General features: G+C 63.5%; 18 protein-coding genes, 1 tRNA gene and 1 pseudogene. 5 read left to right on the plus strand and 15 right to left on the minus strand.

Annotation, left to right across the window (positions count from 1 at the left end; translation table 11 throughout):
• Positions 1 to 336 precede the first annotated feature (336 nt).
• Positions 337 to 414, minus strand: a tRNA-His gene (locus tag K288_RS52695).
• A gap of 54 nt (positions 415 to 468) precedes the next feature.
• Positions 469 to 1,173, minus strand: a complete 705-nt coding sequence (locus K288_RS0127820) for a class I SAM-dependent methyltransferase (protein ID WP_027582509.1) — start codon at positions 1,171 to 1,173, stop codon at positions 469 to 471.
• A 125-nt stretch (positions 1,174 to 1,298) separates the two neighbouring features.
• Between K288_RS0127820 and K288_RS0127825 the strand changes: the two genes are divergently transcribed.
• Positions 1,299 to 1,790 (plus strand): DNA starvation/stationary phase protection protein, encoded by a 492-nt coding sequence (locus tag K288_RS0127825; RefSeq protein ID WP_027582510.1) that lies wholly within the window; start codon positions 1,299 to 1,301, stop codon positions 1,788 to 1,790.
• Between the two features lie 75 nt (positions 1,791 to 1,865).
• Here the strand turns inward: K288_RS0127825 and K288_RS0127830 are convergent, their stop codons facing one another.
• The 4 genes from K288_RS0127830 to K288_RS0127845 form a co-directional block, all read right to left on the minus strand.
• Positions 1,866 to 2,663, minus strand: a complete 798-nt coding sequence (locus K288_RS0127830; protein ID WP_043160876.1) for a sulfite exporter TauE/SafE family protein — start codon at positions 2,661 to 2,663, stop codon at positions 1,866 to 1,868.
• 91 nt (positions 2,664 to 2,754) lie between these two features.
• Complete coding sequence (locus tag K288_RS0127835) at positions 2,755 to 3,648, minus strand: MBL fold metallo-hydrolase (RefSeq protein WP_043160878.1); 894 nt, start codon at positions 3,646 to 3,648, stop codon at positions 2,755 to 2,757.
• Between the two features lie 11 nt (positions 3,649 to 3,659).
• Complete coding sequence (locus K288_RS0127840; RefSeq protein ID WP_027582513.1) at positions 3,660 to 4,112, minus strand: DUF6691 family protein; 453 nt, start codon at positions 4,110 to 4,112, stop codon at positions 3,660 to 3,662.
• Between the two features lie 8 nt (positions 4,113 to 4,120).
• Positions 4,121 to 4,546 (minus strand): YeeE/YedE thiosulfate transporter family protein, encoded by a 426-nt coding sequence (locus K288_RS0127845; protein WP_027582514.1) that lies wholly within the window; start codon positions 4,544 to 4,546, stop codon positions 4,121 to 4,123.
• A 127-nt stretch (positions 4,547 to 4,673) separates the two neighbouring features.
• Here K288_RS0127845 and K288_RS0127850 point away from each other — a divergent pair, with 127 nt between their 5' ends.
• Positions 4,674 to 5,009, plus strand: a complete 336-nt coding sequence (locus K288_RS0127850; RefSeq protein WP_027582515.1) for a metalloregulator ArsR/SmtB family transcription factor — start codon at positions 4,674 to 4,676, stop codon at positions 5,007 to 5,009.
• A gap of 43 nt (positions 5,010 to 5,052) precedes the next feature.
• Here K288_RS0127850 and K288_RS0127855 read toward each other — a convergent pair whose 3' ends face one another.
• The 3 genes from K288_RS0127855 to carA all read right to left on the minus strand — a co-directional run bounded on the left by K288_RS0127855 (position 5,053) and on the right by carA (position 8,606).
• On the minus strand, positions 5,053 to 6,510 hold the full coding sequence (locus tag K288_RS0127855; protein ID WP_027582516.1) for a DUF1254 domain-containing protein: 1,458 nt from the start codon (positions 6,508 to 6,510) through the stop codon (positions 5,053 to 5,055).
• Between the two features lie 261 nt (positions 6,511 to 6,771).
• Positions 6,772 to 7,299: a cupin domain-containing protein gene (locus tag K288_RS0127860; protein WP_027582517.1), complete on the minus strand. Its 528-nt coding sequence runs from the start codon at positions 7,297 to 7,299 to the stop codon at positions 6,772 to 6,774.
• Positions 7,300 to 7,415: 116 nt separating this feature from the next.
• Positions 7,416 to 8,606, minus strand: coding sequence for a glutamine-hydrolyzing carbamoyl-phosphate synthase small subunit (carA, locus tag K288_RS0127865; RefSeq protein WP_027582518.1), 1,191 nt, complete (start codon positions 8,604 to 8,606; stop codon positions 7,416 to 7,418).
• 157 nt (positions 8,607 to 8,763) lie between these two features.
• Here carA and K288_RS0127870 point away from each other — a divergent pair, with 157 nt between their 5' ends.
• From K288_RS0127870 to K288_RS0127880, 3 genes are all read left to right on the plus strand, one after another.
• Entirely contained in the window at positions 8,764 to 9,465 is a 702-nt protein-coding gene (locus K288_RS0127870) for an alpha/beta fold hydrolase (RefSeq protein ID WP_027582519.1), read from the plus strand.
• Between the two features lie 156 nt (positions 9,466 to 9,621).
• Positions 9,622 to 10,077 (plus strand): GatB/YqeY domain-containing protein, encoded by a 456-nt coding sequence (locus tag K288_RS0127875; RefSeq protein WP_027582520.1) that lies wholly within the window; start codon positions 9,622 to 9,624, stop codon positions 10,075 to 10,077.
• 31 nt (positions 10,078 to 10,108) lie between these two features.
• The gene (locus K288_RS0127880; protein WP_027582521.1) at positions 10,109 to 11,638 is read left to right on the plus strand and encodes an FAD-dependent oxidoreductase; all 1,530 of its coding nucleotides are present in this window, start codon (positions 10,109 to 10,111) and stop codon (positions 11,636 to 11,638) included.
• A 95-nt stretch (positions 11,639 to 11,733) separates the two neighbouring features.
• Here K288_RS0127880 and msrB read toward each other — a convergent pair whose 3' ends face one another.
• The 6 genes and pseudogenes from msrB to napA form a co-directional block, all read right to left on the minus strand.
• Positions 11,734 to 12,144: a peptide-methionine (R)-S-oxide reductase MsrB gene (gene msrB, locus K288_RS0127885; RefSeq protein ID WP_027582522.1), complete on the minus strand. Its 411-nt coding sequence runs from the start codon at positions 12,142 to 12,144 to the stop codon at positions 11,734 to 11,736.
• A 118-nt stretch (positions 12,145 to 12,262) separates the two neighbouring features.
• On the minus strand, positions 12,263 to 12,982 hold the full coding sequence (gene msrA / locus K288_RS0127890) for a peptide-methionine (S)-S-oxide reductase MsrA (RefSeq protein ID WP_027582523.1): 720 nt from the start codon (positions 12,980 to 12,982) through the stop codon (positions 12,263 to 12,265).
• A gap of 241 nt (positions 12,983 to 13,223) precedes the next feature.
• Positions 13,224 to 14,333 carry an ATP-dependent RecD-like DNA helicase gene (locus K288_RS0127895; protein ID WP_027582524.1) on the minus strand — a complete coding sequence of 370 codons (1,110 nt, stop codon included), beginning with the start codon at positions 14,331 to 14,333 and terminating at the stop codon, positions 13,224 to 13,226.
• Positions 14,334 to 14,446: 113 nt separating this feature from the next.
• A complete protein-coding gene (locus K288_RS0127900; protein WP_027582525.1) occupies positions 14,447 to 15,082 on the minus strand; it encodes a NapC/NirT family cytochrome c in 636 nt (211 codons plus the stop codon).
• Positions 15,079 to 15,582, minus strand: a complete 504-nt coding sequence (locus tag K288_RS0127905) for a nitrate reductase cytochrome c-type subunit (RefSeq protein ID WP_152535707.1) — start codon at positions 15,580 to 15,582, stop codon at positions 15,079 to 15,081. The genes K288_RS0127900 and K288_RS0127905 overlap by 4 nt, the downstream gene beginning before the upstream one ends.
• Positions 15,546 to 18,058 (minus strand): annotated as a pseudogene (napA, locus tag K288_RS46760) (periplasmic nitrate reductase subunit alpha). The gene K288_RS0127905 and the pseudogene napA overlap by 37 nt, the downstream one beginning before the upstream one ends.
• Between the last annotated feature and the right edge of the window lie 5 nt (positions 18,059 to 18,063).

Raw genomic sequence — 18,063 nt, forward strand, 5'->3', positions numbered from 1 at the left:
CGCGCGGGTGGTCTTTAGACCAGATTTTTGCCCTGCGAAACCCCGAAAAAGGCCCCGTCAACCGGCAATTTTACCGCAAGGCTGTCGCCTGCCGGCGCAAGGCTCGTCCGCGTCCACCTCCCCTTGAAAAGGGGAGGTCGGTTTGCGCTGCAAGCGCAAACCGGGTGGGGATCACTCCACTAGCGCCTGCGCCCGTGGCTTGACCCCCATCCCGACCTTCCCCCTTTCAGGGGGAAGGGGAAGTTCGAGCGGAGCCAGGGTCACGCCGGCGCTCCACTCGGTCTACGTTGCTTGGATAAAGGGCTTGCCGAGCCGAAGCCGTGGAGCGGCGAAGGCTGGAGGCCCGGCCTGGATTTGAACCAGGATAAAGAGCGATGCACCGCTCCCGCGTCGACGCTGTTCCGCCACCGGGCCAAGGCGATCATTGCCCATTTCGCGGGCGCGAGCCACGCTTACCCGGGGTTAACCCTAACGCGGCGGATGGGCATGCTGTGCCACGAACGTCAGCCGCCACGGATTGTGGCCGATATTGCGGGGCGCGCGGGAGGCGATGAAGCCCGCGACCGCGAGCTTCTTCAGCATCTCCTCCTCGCCGTAACGCTGAAGGCCAATCCGCGTGCGCAATTGCCGATAGTCCGACAGCGCCGTGCTGATCAGCCCGAGCATGGCATCCCTGAGGAAGCCGTGCCGGGCGCCGAAGCGCACGAGCGCGAGAACGTCCCTGCCCATGCCGACTTCGGGTCGCAGGACATCGCCAAGCACGAATCGCCCGGAGGGTTTGAGCAGGCGGCGAACGACGGCGAATGCGGCGTCCAGCTCTTCCGCCGTCATATATTGCGCGACCGAGTTCATGACGACGAGATCGACCGAGCCTTCGGCCATCTGCGGCACGTCATCCAGCGAGCGCACCTTGATCTTGGCGTTGGGCGCAAACCGCGCGGTCAGCCGCCCGCGTACGCCCGGCGCGGGCTCCGCCAGATAAAGCGTGGCGCAGGCATCCGCCACCTGGCCCGCGGACAGCGCTTCGCCGCAGGCATAGTCCAGCACGACGGCGTCGTGCGAGGGGATATAGGCAATGATATCCCGCGCAATGATCTGAAAATGCAGGTCGCGATGCAGCTTGCTGACATAAATCGTATGCGTGGAATCGTAATAGTCGATCCATTCGTCCATCGGCTGGGTGCCCGGCAAAACTTGGGGTTCCGGCATAGGAACCGGCATCTGTATGATGCGTTAGAGGGGCCGGCGACCAGGAGTTCGGGCCGCCGGTGTCCGGTGTCCTAACAGGAAGGTTCAACGTGAGCAAAGCCAAGCCTGATCCAAAATCCGACAAAATTTCTCCCGACCTCGATACTCCGACCGATCTGCCCAACGAGGCGGTCGAGAAGGTCTCGGCGGCGCTCAATACGCTGCTGGCGGATGCTTTCGCGCTCTACCTGAAGACCAAGAATTTCCACTGGCATGTCAGCGGCCGGCATTTCCACGATTATCACCTGATGCTGGACGAGCAGTCGGACGCGATCTTCGCCACCACCGATCAGCTCGCCGAGCGGGTGCGCAAGATCGGCGGAGCCACGCTGAAATCGATCAGCCAGGTCTCCAAGCTGCAGACCATCAAGGACAACAACGAGGATTACGTGCCGCCGCGCGAGATGCTGCGCGAATTGATGGAAGACAACAAGCACATCGCTACCGCAATGCGGAAGGCGCGCAATCTCGTCGATGAGACCGAGCGACGCACCTGGTTCCTGTTCGAGGCCAGCCGCCAGGAAGGCAGCAACGCGGCGTAACGGCATGCAAGCTGGTCGTCGTCCCGATCCTGACCGGTCGGGCGCGGCCACGCGGCGGGATTGGCGGCAGCCGGCTTAACCTTGAAAGCTTAGCGCCATCCAGTTTCGATACAACATATAGACCGCAACGGCGAAGATCAGCGCGGCGAAGAGGTTGTTGAGCACACCTCGTTTGTCGGAGAGCCGCTTGGCGAGTTGCCCCCCGATCAGGCCTCCGATAACGCCACCCGCCAGGAAAACGATGACAAGCCCCCAGTCGACCAGGCCGGACAGGGCGTAGTTGAACGCGGTCGTGAGTCCGAACGCCGTGACCGCGACCAGCGAAGAACCGATCGCGTTGAGGATCGGCATTCCGGTCGCCAGCATCAGGGCAGGGACGATCAGGAAACCGCCGCCGATTCCAAAGAAGCCCGACAGGGCACCTGTCGCGAGGCCAAAGCCCACGAGAGCTGGAAAGTTGTCATGGCCGAGCTTCACGGCAAAGTCGCCCTCATCTGCGCGCCTGCGCAACATAAGCGCGCCCACGACGAGCATCAGCAGCGCGAAAATGAGCAGCAGTTTCTGGCCATCCAGCATCTTGCCGAGCGTTGAGCCGCCAAACGCACCTGCAACGCCCGCCACGCTAAAGACTGTCGCGCAGGGCCATTTCACATGGCCCGCTCTCGCGTGGTTGGCCAGATTGACCGCGGCGTTCGCGGCCACGGCGACCGCGCTGGTGCCGATTGCAACATGCGGATTCGGAACGCCGACGAGATAGATGACCAGAGGGACCGCCAGAATCGATCCGCCGCCACCGACCAGCCCTAGTGAAAGGCCGACCAGCGAGCCGGAAATCGAGCCAAGCGCCATTTGCGCCGCCGATAGCGCAGCCATGTCAATGCTCCAGGGGGCTCCCGCGTTGCCGACGACGGGAGCAATGAGTGCCAACGGCGGCGAATACGCAGCCGCGCTGTCGTCAAGCCTGCTACAGCAGATTCAGCGGCACCTTCAGGTATCGCTTGCCGTCGGCCTCCGGTGGCGGAAGCTTGCCGGCCTTCATGTTGATCTGCAGTGAGGGGATGATCAGCTTGGGCATCTGCAGCGTCCGGTCGCGCGCTTCGCGCGTCGCCACGAACTCGTCTTCCGTGATTCCGTCGTGGACGTGGATGTTGTGGGCGTGCTGCTCCGCGACCGTCGTCTCCCAGCGGATCTCGCGGCCGTTCGGGCCGTAATCGTGGCACATGAACAGGCGGGTCTCGCTCGGCAGCGACAGAATCCGCTGGATCGAGCGGTAGAGATCGCGGGCGTTGCCGCCCGGAAAGTCCGCGCGCGCCGAGCCGCCGTCCGGCATGAACAATGTGTCGCCGACGAAGGCCGCGTCACCGATCACATGCGTCATGCAGGCGGGCGTATGGCCGGGCGTATAGAGCGCGAAAGCCTTCATCGCGCCGACCTGGTAGGTGTCGCCATCCTTGAACAGGCGGTCGAACTGGCTGCCGTCGCGCTGGAATTCGGTGCCTTCGTTGAAGATCTTGCCGAACGTCTCCTGCACGACCGTGATCTTCTCGCCGATGCCGATCTTGCCGCCGAGCCTGCCCTGGATGTAGGGCGCGCCAGACAAATGGTCGGCATGCACATGGGTCTCGATCAGCCATTCCAGCTTGAGGCCGTTTTGCGTGATGTAGTCGATGATCTTGTCGGCGGATTGGTAGGCGATGCGGCCGGCGGCGTAATCGATGTCCATCACGGAATCGATCACGGCGCAGGCCTTCGAGCCGGGGTCCTTGACCACGTAGCTGACGGTGTTGGTCGCCGGATCGAAGAACGCGGTGACCTCGGGCTTCACGGAGAGGTCGACGGTGTGCGGAATGTCGGACATGGGCTGCTCCTCTACTCGTAAAGTGATCCGGCAAGCGCCGGCTGCCGGTCGGCGAGCGCGCGGGCGCCGGCCATTCCGACCAGCATGGCGATCACGAACTGGATCGACGCCGCCGATCCATAACCAAGTGCCACGAAGGCGGGACCGGGACAGAAGCCCGCGATACCCCAGCCTACCCCGAAAATCGCTGGTCCGACGATCACGCGCAAATCGAAATCGGTTTTGCTCGGCAGATGGAATGTACGCGCAAGAATGGGGCGCGGCCACTTCAGCACGAGCCTGAAGCCGATAAACGTGACGATGACGGCGCCCAGCATCACGAATGCGAGACTGGGATCCCACGATCCCGTCCGAATCGCTGCGAGGTCGAGGAAGTTCAGGACCTTCGCCGGATTGGACATGCCGGAGATCAAGAGCCCGAGTCCGAATGTCAGGCCGATGACGAACTGGATCAGGACAGTCATGGCGGGCCTCATGCGAGATGCCGGACGATGAAGGTAGTCGCAAATCCGGTCGCCATGAAGATCAGCGTGGCGAGAATGGATCGAAGCGAGAGCCGTGATACGCCGCAAATGCCGTGGCCGGACGTGCAGCCGCTGCCCCATACCGAACCGAAGCCGACCAAAAGGCCTGCGACGGCCAAAAGAATGCCGCCGGTCTCGATGGCTTGCGGCGGAAGGCTGCCGGTCGCGACACGCACCACGACGGGCGCGGCGACGAGCCCGGCAATGAAGGCGAGGCGGCCGCGCCAGTCCTGATCGCTGAACGGCGGAAGCAGGTGGGCGGCGATGCCGCTCACTCCCGCGATCCGACCGGCGAACGCCATCAACGCCACGGCGGAAAGGCCGATCAAGGCTCCGCCGAGCAGCGCGGTGATCGGCGTGAAGGTGGTCTGCATCTTGTCTTGCTCCTTCGATGGGCCGCCATGGAGACGGGACGGCGTCCGAAAGTGCGGTGGCTGCGAACCGGATCCGTCAGCCTAATTTCAGTTGCTTATTATATTCGAATATTCTAATATTTCAAGCATGAAGAATCAAGCCAAACGCAAGATCCCGGATACGGCCATCGTCGACCTCGAAGAGAAGGCCGAGGAGGCGTCGCGCCTGCTGACCGCGATGGCGAACGCAAAACGATTGATGGTGCTCTGCAATCTGCTCGACGGCGAAAGATCGGTCGGTGAGCTGGCCGAGATCGTGGGGCTGTCCTCGGCTGCGCTGTCGCAACACCTCGGCAAGATGCGTGCCCTCGACCTGGTCACGACGCGGCGGGATGGGCAGACGATCTATTACCGATTGGCGAGCGGGGAGGTCCGCGAAATCCTTCAGACGCTTTATCGGCTGTATTGCGCGCCAGCCGCCTGATCAGCTCGCCCAATCGGTTGGGCGAGCCGATCTAGAGCAAGATTTACTGTGCCGACAATCCCAAACTTGCCTGCGTCTTCACGATGGGCGGCGGATTCCATTTTCCGGTCAGCGCCTCGGACTTCGGACTGTAGAGGCGCATGGTCAGGTTGAAGGGGCCCTTCGGCGCCGGAAGCCAATTGGCTTCCTTGTCCTTGCCCGGGCTTTCGTTCTGGAAGTAAAGATCGAGCGAGCCATCTGGGTTGTACTTGAACGGCATCCAGCTGCTGACCGCGAAGCGGTTCAGTACATTGCCGACCTGGAAGCCTTCCGGATCGTAGAGAGTGATCGACCAGAACGCATTGACCGGCGGCGCCGCGCCCTTCTCGAACGTGATGGTGTACTTGCTTGCGCCATCGAGCGGCTTGCCGGTTTCATCGCCGAGATTGAGCGGATAGATGGCGTCCTCGGGCAGATTCGCACCGAGCCCCAATTGCGCGACGATGGCACGCTTGAGATAGTAGTTGCCATAAACACCCATCGTATCGGTGTTCATCGACCAGCCATTCGCAACCCTTGCCAGCGTCGGCACCTTCCAGGCCATCAGCCTCTGCGCATCCTGCGGGGCGGTCTCGAAGGCGCGCTGCAGGACAGGATCGATCCGGCCGATGTCGAAGTTCTTTCCGGGCTCGATACCGATCTTCTTCATCTGCGCGATGATCGGCTGATCGGTGATATGGGGCGGGTGAAGCTTGAGCAGATCGGCTGCATAGGCGAAATACACGCCGGCCGTCATGGTATCAACCTGGACCTTCGGCGGCGTCTTCATGTCGACGCTCGGGTCGGGCTTGAATTCGATGGGCTTGGGCGTCTTGCCGAATTCGGAGAGTGGCGCGACCTTGTAGCCCGCCTGGATCTTGTGGACCGCATCGTAGTCCGCCGGGCCGTCCGTCTTGGTACGGCCGATCACCCAGACATAGGGCGTCGGCGCTTCGATCCGTTGCGTGTCCTTTGGAAGCTTGAACTCGTCGACAAATCTGTCGCGCAGATCCGGCCGCCAGCCGGGCGGCGTCAGCAGGAAGGTGCCGGCCTTGGTGCCCGTCGTTCGCCAGCCCGGCGATGCAAAGACATTGCTCCACATATCCAGCATCGGCAGCAGGTAGTAGCGCCCATCGGTATCGGGGACCGAGATCACCACCGGCTCCTTGGTCATGTCGAGCCATGAGACGGAATAGAGCGTGTCGAAGTTGGAGCGCACTACGCCTTTGAAGTTCGCCGGCGGATATTCGGGCACGTTGACGAAGGTGTTCATCGGCCCCTTGAAATCGGTGGTGCCGTTGGTGAATTGCTTCCGCGTCAGATCCATCGATAGCATGGGGTAGAAGTAGATGTAGGCGTCCACCGCGATGGCGTGGGCTTCCTGCTCGGTGATTGCAGGCGCCGCCTGTTGCGCCAGTGCCGCAGGCGCAGCCGCCGCGCCCAGGCCGAGAGACAAAGTCAGCGTCAGAATTCCTCGAAACATATCGACTACTCCTCAACTGATAATATGCTGTCGTGATTTGTGGGCCCGCTTTGGCTCAGCTCCAGAGGTTGGATGCTTCGACTTCGAAGTGCGTATGCAAGAGCGCGTACGGTGCGTGCTGCACGAAACGCCTGACGGCGTCTGCGGGCAGATTATTGAATCAAATGCTATCGAGCTGGCTGTTGAATGATGGCTTTATTGTCTACTCCCACGCGCATGTATGTAGCACAAGCGCAGAATGGGAACCAGTCTGCCGCACCATCAGCCTCGCTTCCACAAGCTGACCAGCGGCCCGTTTTCGCCCATCACCGGATCGGTCCTGGGTGTCGCGACCTGCGGGATCGTCTTCAGCGCCTTGGCGTGATTTTCAGGCGTCGGACGCGTGATCTCCATCGGCGGTCCCGGCGGATAGGCGCCGACCACGCAGAAATCATCGCTCGAGGAAATCAGCTTGTGCCCGGTGCCGGCGGGCAGAATCGCGACATCGCCGGCGGAGATCTCCAGCACCTTGCCGCGCTCGCCGCCGAATTGCACACGCGCATTCCCGCGGGAGACGCCGAGCGCCTCGTGCATGGTCGAATGATAATGCAGGTAGTCGTAGACGCCGTTGCGCCACATCGCGCCCCAGCCATTGGCGCCGAACAATCCTTCGATGGTCTTCTCCGGGTGGTCGTTGTCGACGTCGACGCTAGCCTTGTAGACCAGGAACGGCAGCGGGTTGTTCGGCACCAGGCCGTCATCCTCGAAGACGATCGTGAGCGGCTTTGCATCGGCCTTGACGACGGACATGGGAGGCTCCCGTAGGATGGGTAGAGCGAAGCGAAACCCATCACTTTTGCCGCAAGCAGTCAGATGATGGGTTTCGCTTCGCTCTACCTACAACCCGGTTTCGGCCGCCTACGTTCCTATGCGCGCTTCTTGTCGCGCATCAGGTCGGCGAAGCGCTTGAAGAGATAATGCGAGTCGCGCGGACCCGGCGAGGCTTCCGGGTGATACTGCACGGAGAACACCGGCTTGCCGTCGAGCTGGATGCCGCAATTGGAGCCGTCGAACAGCGAGATGTGGGTCTGCGTTGCGCCTGCGGGCAATGTCGCCTGGTCCACGGCAAAGCCGTGGTTCATCGAGGTGATCTCGACCTTGCCGGTGGTCTCGTCCTTCACCGGATGGTTGGCGCCATGATGGCCCTGGTGCATCTTCCTGGTCTTGGCGCCGACGGCGAGCCCGAGCATCTGGTGGCCCAGGCAGATACCGAAGGTCGGCGTGCCCGAATCGATGACCTTCTGGATGACGGGCACGGCATATTTGCCGGTCGCGGCGGGATCGCCTGGACCGTTGCTCAAGAACACGCCGTCCGGGTTCATCGCCAGGATGTCTTCGGCCGAAGTGGTCGCCGGAACCACCGTGACCTTGCAGCCGACGCCGGCGAGCAGGCGCAGGATGTTGCGCTTGATGCCGTAGTCGATCGCGACCACGTTGAATTCAGGATTGGTCTGCCGGCCGTAGCCCTTGTCCCATTCCCAGGGCGTCTCGTCCCAGGTGAAGCGCTGGCCGGAAGTCACCATCGGCACCAGGTCCATGCCTTCGAGGCCGGGCCATTCCCGCGCTTCTTCCTTGAGGCCGTGCAGGTCGAACCTGCCGTCCTTCGAATGCGCGATGACGGCGTTCGGCATGCCCTTGTTGCGGATCAGCGCCGTGAGCGCGCGGGTGTCGATACCCGACAGGCCGATGATGCCGCGCGCCTTCAGCCATTGATCGAGATGGCGGGTGGCGCGGTAGTTCGAGGGATCAGATATCGCGGTGCGGAGGATGACCCCGCGCGCGCCTGGCGTTGCCGCCATGTTCACCGTCTCGATGTCTTCGTCGTTGGTGCCGACGTTGCCGATATGGGGGAAGGTGAAGGTGATGATCTGCCCGGCATAGGAGGGATCGGTCAAAATCTCCTCATAGCCGGTCATGGCGGTGTTGAAGCAGACTTCGCCGACGGCCTGGCCTTCCGCGCCGAGGCCAAAGCCTTCCAGCACGGTGCCATCGGCGAGCACGAGGAGCGCGGTCGGTTTGTGGTCCGGCCAGGCTGAAGCGTTTTCGGATGTGGTCATGAGCCCCTTACATAGTTCCCACATCCTGCCGCGTCAAAGCGAAAGGGCATCCATTCACACGGGTTTTGCGGCTATTTGACTGGCGGTTCCGGGGTTTTAAGCTAGGGTTCCCGCCGCAACCTCGTTTCCTGCCAAATTGCCCGGTTCGGAGCCCTGCATGGACAACACGATGCCTATCCTGCTCGTCCCGGGCCTCGTTTGTTCGCCGCGGATCTTTGCCCCTGTCGTGCCGGCGTTGTGGCGATTCGGGCCGGTCACCGTCGCCAACCACATCCGCGACGACCATATGGGGGCAATCGCGCGCCGGATCCTGGCGGAAGCGCCGCCGCGCTTCGCATTGGCCGGGCATTCGATGGGTGGCTACATCGCCTTCGAGATCATGCGCCAGGCCCCGGACCGGGTGGCAAAGCTGGCTTTGATCAACACCCAGGCCCGTCCCGATACGCCAGAGGCCTCCGAGCGCCGCCGCGGCATGATGGCCCGCGCCAAAGGCGACGATTTCTGCGGCGTATTGGATGAGCTGTTTCCGGGCTTCGTGCATCCGTCGCGGCGCGAGGATGTGAGCCTGCGCCAGCTCGTCCATGACATGGGCGAGGATGTCGGGGTCGAGGGGTTCATCCGCCAGCAGACGGCGCTGATCAGCCGGCCCGACTCGCGGCCGACGCTCGCCTGGATTAAGTGTCCGACCCTCGTGCTGACGGGCGACGAGGACCATACCATCCCGAATTCGCTCTCGGTCGAGATGGCGAACGGCATTCCAGGCGCCAGGCTCGTGATCCTGCCCGATTGCGGGCACCTGCCGCAGCCGGAACAACCCGAAGCGACCGCAAACGCGCTAATCGAGTGGCTGCGGAGCTAGCTGCGTAGCCCGGGTGAAGCGAAGCGCAACCCGGGATGCCTCATCGACGTTTGACAGTGTCCCGGGTTACGCTTCGCTCCACCCGGGCTACGAAGCTGGTTGTTCTGGCGGTGCAAACTGCCTAGATGGAAGGTTTGACCATTCAAGGATAAGGCCATGCTGCGCGACGACATCAACAACGCGGTCAAGGACGCCATGAAGGCGAAGGAGGAGCGCAAGCTCTCCACGCTGCGCATGGTCAATTCGACCATCAAGAACGCCGACATCGACGCGCGCGGCCAGGGCAAGCCGCCGCTTTCGGATGCCGAGTTGCTCGGCGTGCTGCAGAAGATGATCAAGCAGCGCCAGGAAGCGGTCGAGCTCTACAACAAGGGCGGCCGCGCCGAGCTTGCCGCGCAGGAGCGCGAGGAGATCGCGGTGATCTCGGCCTACTTGCCGAAGCAGATGTCGGAGGATGAGGTGAAGGCCGCGATATCGGCCGCGATCGCCGAGACCAGCGCTGTCGGCGTCAAGGACATGGGCAAGGTGATCGGCACGTTGAAGGCGAAGTACACCGGTCAGATGGATTTCGCCAAGGCCAGCGGCCTCGTGAAGGCGGCACTCGCGGGATAGGCTTCACGTCTCAAACCAAGCGGAGGACATCATGGCCGACCAGCAAGCCCAACCCTCCGGTCCCGATCTGTCGCAAGGCGTGGCGCCCTCCGATTTTGAAGGCACCACCCTGCTCGGCCATGTCGGCGATGAAGACGTGCTGCTGGTGCGTTCGGGGGCGGATATCTTCGCGATCGACGCCCATTGCAGTCATTATCACGGGCCGCTCGCGGAAGGCCTCGTCGTCGACGAAAGCGTCCGCTGTCCCTGGCATCACGCGTGTTTCGACTTGCGGACCGGCGAGGCGTCGCGCGCTCCGGCGTTGAACGCGCTCGCGGTCTGGAAGGTCGAGCACGAGGGCGAGCGCATTTTCGTCCGTGAGAAGCGCGAACAGCCCAAGCCCAGCGTGAAAGGCGTGATCGATGCGCCCAACCGCATCGTGATCGTGGGTGGCGGCGCCGCGGGATTTGCCGCCGCCGAGATGCTGCGACGACAGGATTATCGCGGCAGCATCGTGATGCTGAGCGGCGAGGCGGCAGCGCCGGTCGATCGGCCGAACCTGTCGAAGGACTATCTTGCCGGCAGCGCGCCGGAGGATTGGCTGCCGCTGCGCCCGGACGATTTCTATTCCGACGCCGCGATCGATCTCCGGCTCAAGACCAAAGTTGCGTCGATCGAGCCCGCCGCGCGCCAGGTGGTGCTCGCCGACGGCAAGGCCATGCCCTACGACCGGCTCCTATTGGCGACTGGCGCGGAGCCGGTGCGTCTCCTGATTCCGGGCGCGGACCAGCCCCATGTCCATCTCTTGCGCTCGCTGGATGACTGCCGCGCGATCATCGCGTCCGCGAGCGGCGCGCGCCGCGCGGTTGTGATCGGTGCAAGTTTCATTGGGCTCGAGGTCGCGGCATCGTTGCTGGCGAGGGATATCGAGGTCCACGTCGTCGGGCTGGAGCAGCGGCCGATGGAGCGCGTGCTCGGGCCCGACATGGGCGACTTCGTCCGCAGCCTGCATGAAGAGCACGGCGTTGTCTTTCATCTCGGCGACACCGTCACCGCGATCGACGGCAAGCGCGCGAGCCTGCAGAGCGGCGGTGTACTCGACGCCGATCTCGTCGTGATAGGCGTCGGCGTGCGGCCGCGCCTCGTGCTGGCCGAAAAGGCAGGACTTGCGATCGATCGCGGCGTCACCGTCAATGCCTATCTCGAAACCAGCAGCCCAGGCATTTACGCGGCGGGCGACATCGCCCGCTGGCCGGATCCGCATTCCGGCGAGAACATCCGTGTCGAGCACTGGGTGGTGGCAGAGCGCCAGGGCCAGGCCGCCGCGCGCAACATGCTGGGCCAACGCGAAGTGTTCGACGCGGTGCCGTTCTTCTGGAGCCAGCACTACGACGTGCCGATCAACTATGTGGGCCACGCCGAGAAGTGGGACGAGATCGAAGTCGATGGCGATATCGCCGCGCGGGATTGCGTGGTGCGCTACAAGAGAAGCGGCCGCGTGCTCGCGGTGGCCTCGATCTATCGGGATATTGCCAGCTTGGAGGCCGAGCTGGCGATGGAGCGCGGCAAGCTCGCGGCGTAGCCCGGGTGGAGCGAAGCGTAACCCGGGACACGTCTATCAGCATAACGAGCGGTCCCGGGTTACGCTTCGCTCCACCCGGGCTACGGAGTGGTGAGCTACTTCGGCTCCAGCTTCAGCGCGGCCGAGTTGATGCAATAGCGCAGACCGGTCGGGCCGGGGCCGTCGGGGAAGACGTGGCCGAGATGGCCGCTGCATTTCGAGCAGAGCACTTCCGTGCGGACCATGCCGTGGCTCAAGTCGGTCTCCTCGTCGACATGGCTCTCCGCGGACGGCTGCGTGAAGCTCGGCCAGCCGCAGCCGGAATCGAACTTGGCATCGGACTCGAACAAGGTCTGGCCGCAGCCGGCGCAGACATACGTGCCCTTGCGCTGATCATGCTCGTATTCGCCGGTGAAGGGACGCTCGGTCGCCTTCTCGCGCAGCACCGCATATTGCATCGGCGTCAATTCCTTGCGCCATTCGGTGTCGCTCTTGACGACCTTGTCTGGGGTCTTGGTGTCGGACATGAAAACTCCCATGGTTAAATCGTCATTGCGAGCGGAGCGAAGCAAGCCATCCGTCCACTCGCGGAGGCAATGGATTGCTTCGTCGCTTCGCTCCTCGCAATGACGGCCACTGTGTCGCTCAATTCGTGACCTTGGTGTTGCCGACCAGTGTCGGCTTCTCGATGTAGTTCTCCGCGAAGATCTTCTTCAGGTTCTGGACCTTCGGGATGTCGTTATACGCAATATAGGGTTGGTTGGGGTGCAGCGTCAGGTAGTCCTGGTGATAGGCCTCCGCCGGATAGAAGCCCTGCAGCGTGCCGACCTTGGTCACGATCGGCTTCTTATAGACTTTGGCGGCGTTGAGCTGGGCGATATAGGCCTCCGCCACCTTCTTCTGGTCGTCGTTGGTGACGAAGATCGCCGAGCGGTATTGCGTGCCGGTGTCCGGACCCTGGCGGTTCAACTGCGTCGGGTCGTGCGCGACCGAGAAGTAGATCTGGAGGAGCTTGCCGTAGGAGACCTGCTTCGGGTCGTACTTGATCTCGACCGATTCCGCGTGCCCGGTCGTGCCGCTGGAGACCGTGTTGTAGTCTGCGGTGGCCTTGGTGCCGCCAGCATAGCCGGAAACCGCGCTGACGACGCCGGCGGTGTGCTGGAACACGCCCTGCACGCCCCAGAAGCAGCCGCCCGCGAGCACCGCGGTCTGGATGCCATCGGCGGATTTGGCATCGACCGTCGGAGCGGGAATGATCACGGCGTCCTCAGCGGCGCGCGAGGGGACCGCGGCGAAGGAGGCGATGGCCAGCGCGCCGAGGGCGGCAGCGCCGAGCGACAGACGGCGGAACGGGCGAGGGGACATGGTTTCCTCTTTGGATGGGAGGGCGGGGCCAGTCTAGAACGGAAGCCGGGTTTCGGAAATCGGGCGGTCTTCCCCCTGGATGCCGAAGATACGGGCAGGGGACGGGTTTGTTACAGCCGGACGGACACGAGTCTGTGAACCCAGCTGTCATTGCGAGGAGCGAAAGCGACGAAGCAATCCATGCCTCCGCAAGCGGTGAAATGGATTGCTTCGCTGCACTCGCAATGACGGAGGAGAGGGGTCACACCACCACGGAGAGCCGCTTCGCCGCGCGGGTGATGCCGGTGTACAGCCACCTCGCGCGGCTGTCCTGGAACGCAAAGCTTTCGTCGAACAGCACGACGTCGTCCCATTGCGAGCCCTGCGACTTGTGCACGGTGAGCACATAGCCGTAGTCGAATTCGTCGTAGGGCTTGCGCTGTTCCCACGGGATGGTCTCGATCGCGCCGCCGAAGCATTCGCCGCGCACCGAGACCTTGGTGACCTTGTGGCCGAAATCCTCGTCCGGCATCACGCGCATGGTGATGATCTTGGATTTCGATTGCGCGCGCGCTTTCACCCGCCACAGACCTCCGTTGAACAGGCCTTTCTTGCGGTTGTTGCGCAGGCAGACCAGCTTGTCGCCGGCGACCGGCAGGGGATCCTCGATGTTCTGCCGCTGCCGCATCCGCATGTTGTAGGCGCGGCGGGTGTTGTTGCGGCCGACCAGCACCTGGTCGGCGTTCATGACGCGCTCGGGATCGAGCTCGTTGCGCGGCACCACCTCGCTCTCGCCGTGGCGGCCGATCTCGAGCTCGCGACCTTCGCGGATGTCCATCGACATCCGCACGATCGGATCGTCCTGCGCCTGCCGGTGCACCTCGGTCAGCATCGCGTCGGGCTCGGCATTGGTGAAGAAGCCGGCGCCCTGGATCGGCGGAAGCTGCGCGGGATCGCCGAGCACCAGCAGCGGACAGTCGAACGACATCAGGTCGCGGCCGAGCTCGGCGTCCACCATCGAGCACTCGTCGATCACGATCAGTTTTGCCTTTGATGCCGGCGCGTCGTCCCACAATTCGAAGGTCGGCTGCTCGACGCCGGACTCGCGGGCGCGGTAGATCAGGGAATGGATGGTGGAGGCGCTCTCGCAACCCTTGTTGCGCATCACCAGCGCGGCCTTGCCGGTGAACGCCGCGAATTTGACCTCGCCGTCGACGCCTTCAGCGATGTGGCGCGCCAGCGTGGTCTTACCGGTGCCGGCATAGCCGAACAGGCGGAAGATCGGCGGCGTGCCGTTCCTGCCGGGTTTTGCCTTGAGCCAGTCGGCGACGGCTTGGAGCGCGGAATCCTGATGCGGCGTAAAGGTGGTCATGGGTCTCGGCGGAGGAGAGGACGGGCGGGCGACGCCCGCCACGACTCGGTCTCTCAACCTAGCCATTCACGCCGCCGGCGCAAGGTGCCGGCTGGCGCCCCGGGATACCCAGACTACTGCCAGCCGGGAACGCCGCGCATGTCCGGGAGATGGTGCGCGATGCCCTTGTGGCAATCGATACAGGTCTTCTCGCCCGTGAACAGGAAGCGCTGATGCGCCACGCTCGCCCGCGGCGACTGCTTGGTGATGTCCATCGATTGCGCGCTGTGGCAGTTGCGGCATTCGAGCGAATCATTGGCCTTGAACCGCGCCCATTCGTGCAGCGCGAGCTCGAGGCGGTTGTCGACGAACTTGTCGCGGGTGTCGATGCTACCGAAGATGTGGCCCCAGACTTCCTTGGAGGCCTGCATCTTGCGAGCGATCTTGTCGGTCCAATTGTGCGGGACATGGCAGTCCGGGCAGCTTGCGCGCACGCCGGAGCGGTTGGTGAAGTGAATCGTGGACTTCAGTTCGGCAAAGACGTTGTCACGCATCTCGTGACAGCCAGTGCAGAATTTTTCGGTGTTGGTCAGTTCCAGCGCGGTGTTGAAGCCGCCCCAGAAGATCACGCCGGCGACGAAGCCGGCGAGCACCAGCACGCCGAGCCCGAACACCGAGCTCGGCCGGATCAGCACGTCCCATAATTCGAGAGCAAAGCTCCACGCCCGCGCAAACCAGCCTTGGCGGGGCGCCTTGTCGACGTCGCTCATCGGTGGCCACCCGGCGCTGGGCGGTTCAGGATGCTGTCGATGTCGACGAAATCATTGGTCACCGGCGGCGTCGTGACATTCTGCGGGACGTGACACTCCGTGCAGAAGTAGCGTCGCGGCGACACCGAGGCGAGGAACTGGCCGTCGCGATCCATGAAATGGGTGATGCTCACCATCGGCGCCTGCGATTCGCCGGTGCGGGCGCGGGCGTGGCAGGACAGGCATTTGTTGCCGTTCATGTCGACCTGGTAGCCGTCGATCGAGTGCGGGATCACCGGCGGCTGCTCCGGGTAGTTGCGGATCTCCCGTTCCGCGGTGTTGCGCATCGGCGTCATCGGCGGCGCCGGTCCCTCCTCGTTGAGCGGAGTGGGACCGCGCAGGCTGGACGTGACGCCTTGTGCGAGCAACGTGCTCGAGGCGGCGACAAGCGCAACGGCGAGAACAACGATAGCGGACTTTCCGGTCATGTCGTCGTCACCTTCTCGATGCGCACGGCGCATTTCTTGTAGTCGGTCTGCAGCGACAGCGGATCGGTCGCGTCCAGCGTCACCTTGTTGATGAGCTTGGATTCATCGAACCAAGGCACGAACACCAGGCCACGCGGCGGCCGGTCGCGGCCGCGCGTCTCCAGCCGGACTCGGATGAAGCCGCGGCGGGACTCCACCTTGACCTCGTCGCCGCGGCGCAGCTTCAGGTCAGTGGCATCGTCGGGGTGCATGAAGCAGACCGCTTCAGGGAAAGCCCGGTAAAGCTCGGGGACGCGGCGGGTCATGGTGCCGGAGTGCCAATGCTCCAGCACGCGGCCGGTCGAGAGCCAGAACGGAAAGTCCTTGTCGGGCGATTCCGCCGCCGGCTCGTAGGGCAGCGCGAAGATCCGCGCCTTGCCGTCCGGAAAGCCGTAGAACTGCACACCGCTGCCCTGCTGGACATAGGGGTCGAGCCCCTCGCGGAAGCGCCAGCGGGTCTCCTGGCCGTTGACCACCGGCCAGCGCAATCCGCGGACCTGATGATAGGTGTCGTACGGCGCGAGGTCGTGGCCGTGACCGCGTCCGAACGAGGCATACTCCTCGAACAGGCCTTTCTGGACATAGAAGCCGTAGGCCTTGGCCTCCTGATTAACGTAGCCGGCCTCGATGTCGGTGACCGGGAATTTGTCGACCTGGCCGTTGCGGTAGAGGATGTCGAACAGCGTCTTGCCGCGATACTCCGGCATCTTCGCGATCAGTTCTTCCGGCCACACTTCCTCGACCTTGAAGCGTTTGGAGAATTCCATGAGCTGCCAGAGGTCGGAGCGCGCCTCGCCCGGCGCCGAGACCAGTTGGTGCCAGGTGTGGGTGCGGCGCTCGGCGTTGCCATAGGCGCCTTCCTTCTCGACCCACATCGCGGCCGGCAGGATGAGGTCGGCGGCGAGCGCCGTCACGGTCGGATAGGCGTCCGACACCACGATGAAGTTCTCGGGATTGCGATAGCCGGGATAGGTCTCCTCGTTGCCGTTGGCGGCGGCCTGCAGGTTGTTGTTGACCTGGATCCAGTAGGCGTTGAGCAGCCCGTCCTTCAGCATCCGGTTCTGCAGCACGGCGTGATAGCCGGGCTTGTCGGGGATGGTGCCTTCCGGAAGCTTCCAGATGTGCTCGGCCTTCGCGCGATGCTCCTTGTTGGTCACGACCATGTCTGCCGGCAGGCGGTGCGAGAAGGTGCCGACCTCGCGCGCGGTGCCGCAGGCCGATGGCTGCCCGGTCAGCGAGAACGGGCTGTTGCCGGCTCGGAGATTTTTCCGGTGAGAAGGTGGATGTTGTAGACGAGGTTGTTGCACCAGACGCCACGGGTGTGCTGGTTGAAGCCCATGGTCCAGAAGCTCGTGACCTTGACCTTCGGATCCGCATAGAGCTCGGCCAGGGCTTGCAGCCGGTTGAGCGGGACGTCGGCCATCTCGGCCGCCTTCTCCAGCGTGTAATCCGAGAGGAACTTGACGTATTCGTCATAGCTGATGTCCTGGGCATCGTTGGCCTTGGCGCGGCCGGTCGCCTTCTTCTCCAGCGGATGGTCGGGCCGCAGGCCGTAACCGATATCGGTCTGGCCGCGCTTGAACAGCGTGTGCTTGTTGACGAAATCCTTGTTGACCCGCCCGGTCTTGACGATGTGGTTGGCGATCGCGTTGAGCAGATAGAGATCGGTCTGCGGCTTGAACACCAGCCCGATGTCGGCGAGATCGAACGAGCGGTGCTCGAACGTGGAAAGCACGGCGACGCGCACATGCGGCGCGGAGAGGCGTCGGTCGGCGACCCGAGTCCACAGGATCGGGTGCATCTCAGCCATGTTCGAGCCCCACAGCACGAAGGCGTCGGCGGCCTCGATGTCGTCATAGCAGCCCATTGGCTCGTCGATGCCGAACGTGCGCATGAAGCCGACCGCGGCGGAGGCCATGCAATGCCGCGCATTGGGATCGATGTTGTTGGAGCGGAAGCCGGCCTTGAACAGCTTCGATGCGGCGTAGCCTTCGAAGATCGTCCATTGGCCGGAGCCGAACATGCCGATGCCGCTCGGTCCGCGCTTCTTCAGCGCCGCTTTGAACTTCTCCGCCATCACGTCGAAGGCCTCGTCCCACGAGACTTCGGTGAAGTCGCCGTCCTTGTCGTACTTGCCGTCCTTCTTGCGCAGCAAAGGCTTGGTCAGGCGATCATGGCCGTACATGATCTTGGAGAGGAAGTAGCCCTTGACGCAATTCAGACCGCGATTGACTTCCGATTTGATGTCGCCATGGGTGGCGACGACGCGGTTGTCCTTGGTCGCGACCATCACGCTGCAGCCGGTGCCGCAGAAGCGGCACGGCGCCTTGTCCCACTTCAATTCGCTCTCGGCGCGCTCGGTGACGAGGTTGGCGGCACCTGCCGCAACCGGCATGCCTCCGGCGAGCGCCGCCATCGCGGCGGCTTCCAGCTTCAGGACCTGGCGGCGATCCAGTTTGGGGGCAGTCATGGCGT

The sequence above is a fragment of the Bradyrhizobium sp. Ai1a-2 genome (assembly GCF_000426245.1).
Taxonomy (GTDB): domain Bacteria; phylum Pseudomonadota; class Alphaproteobacteria; order Rhizobiales; family Xanthobacteraceae; genus Bradyrhizobium.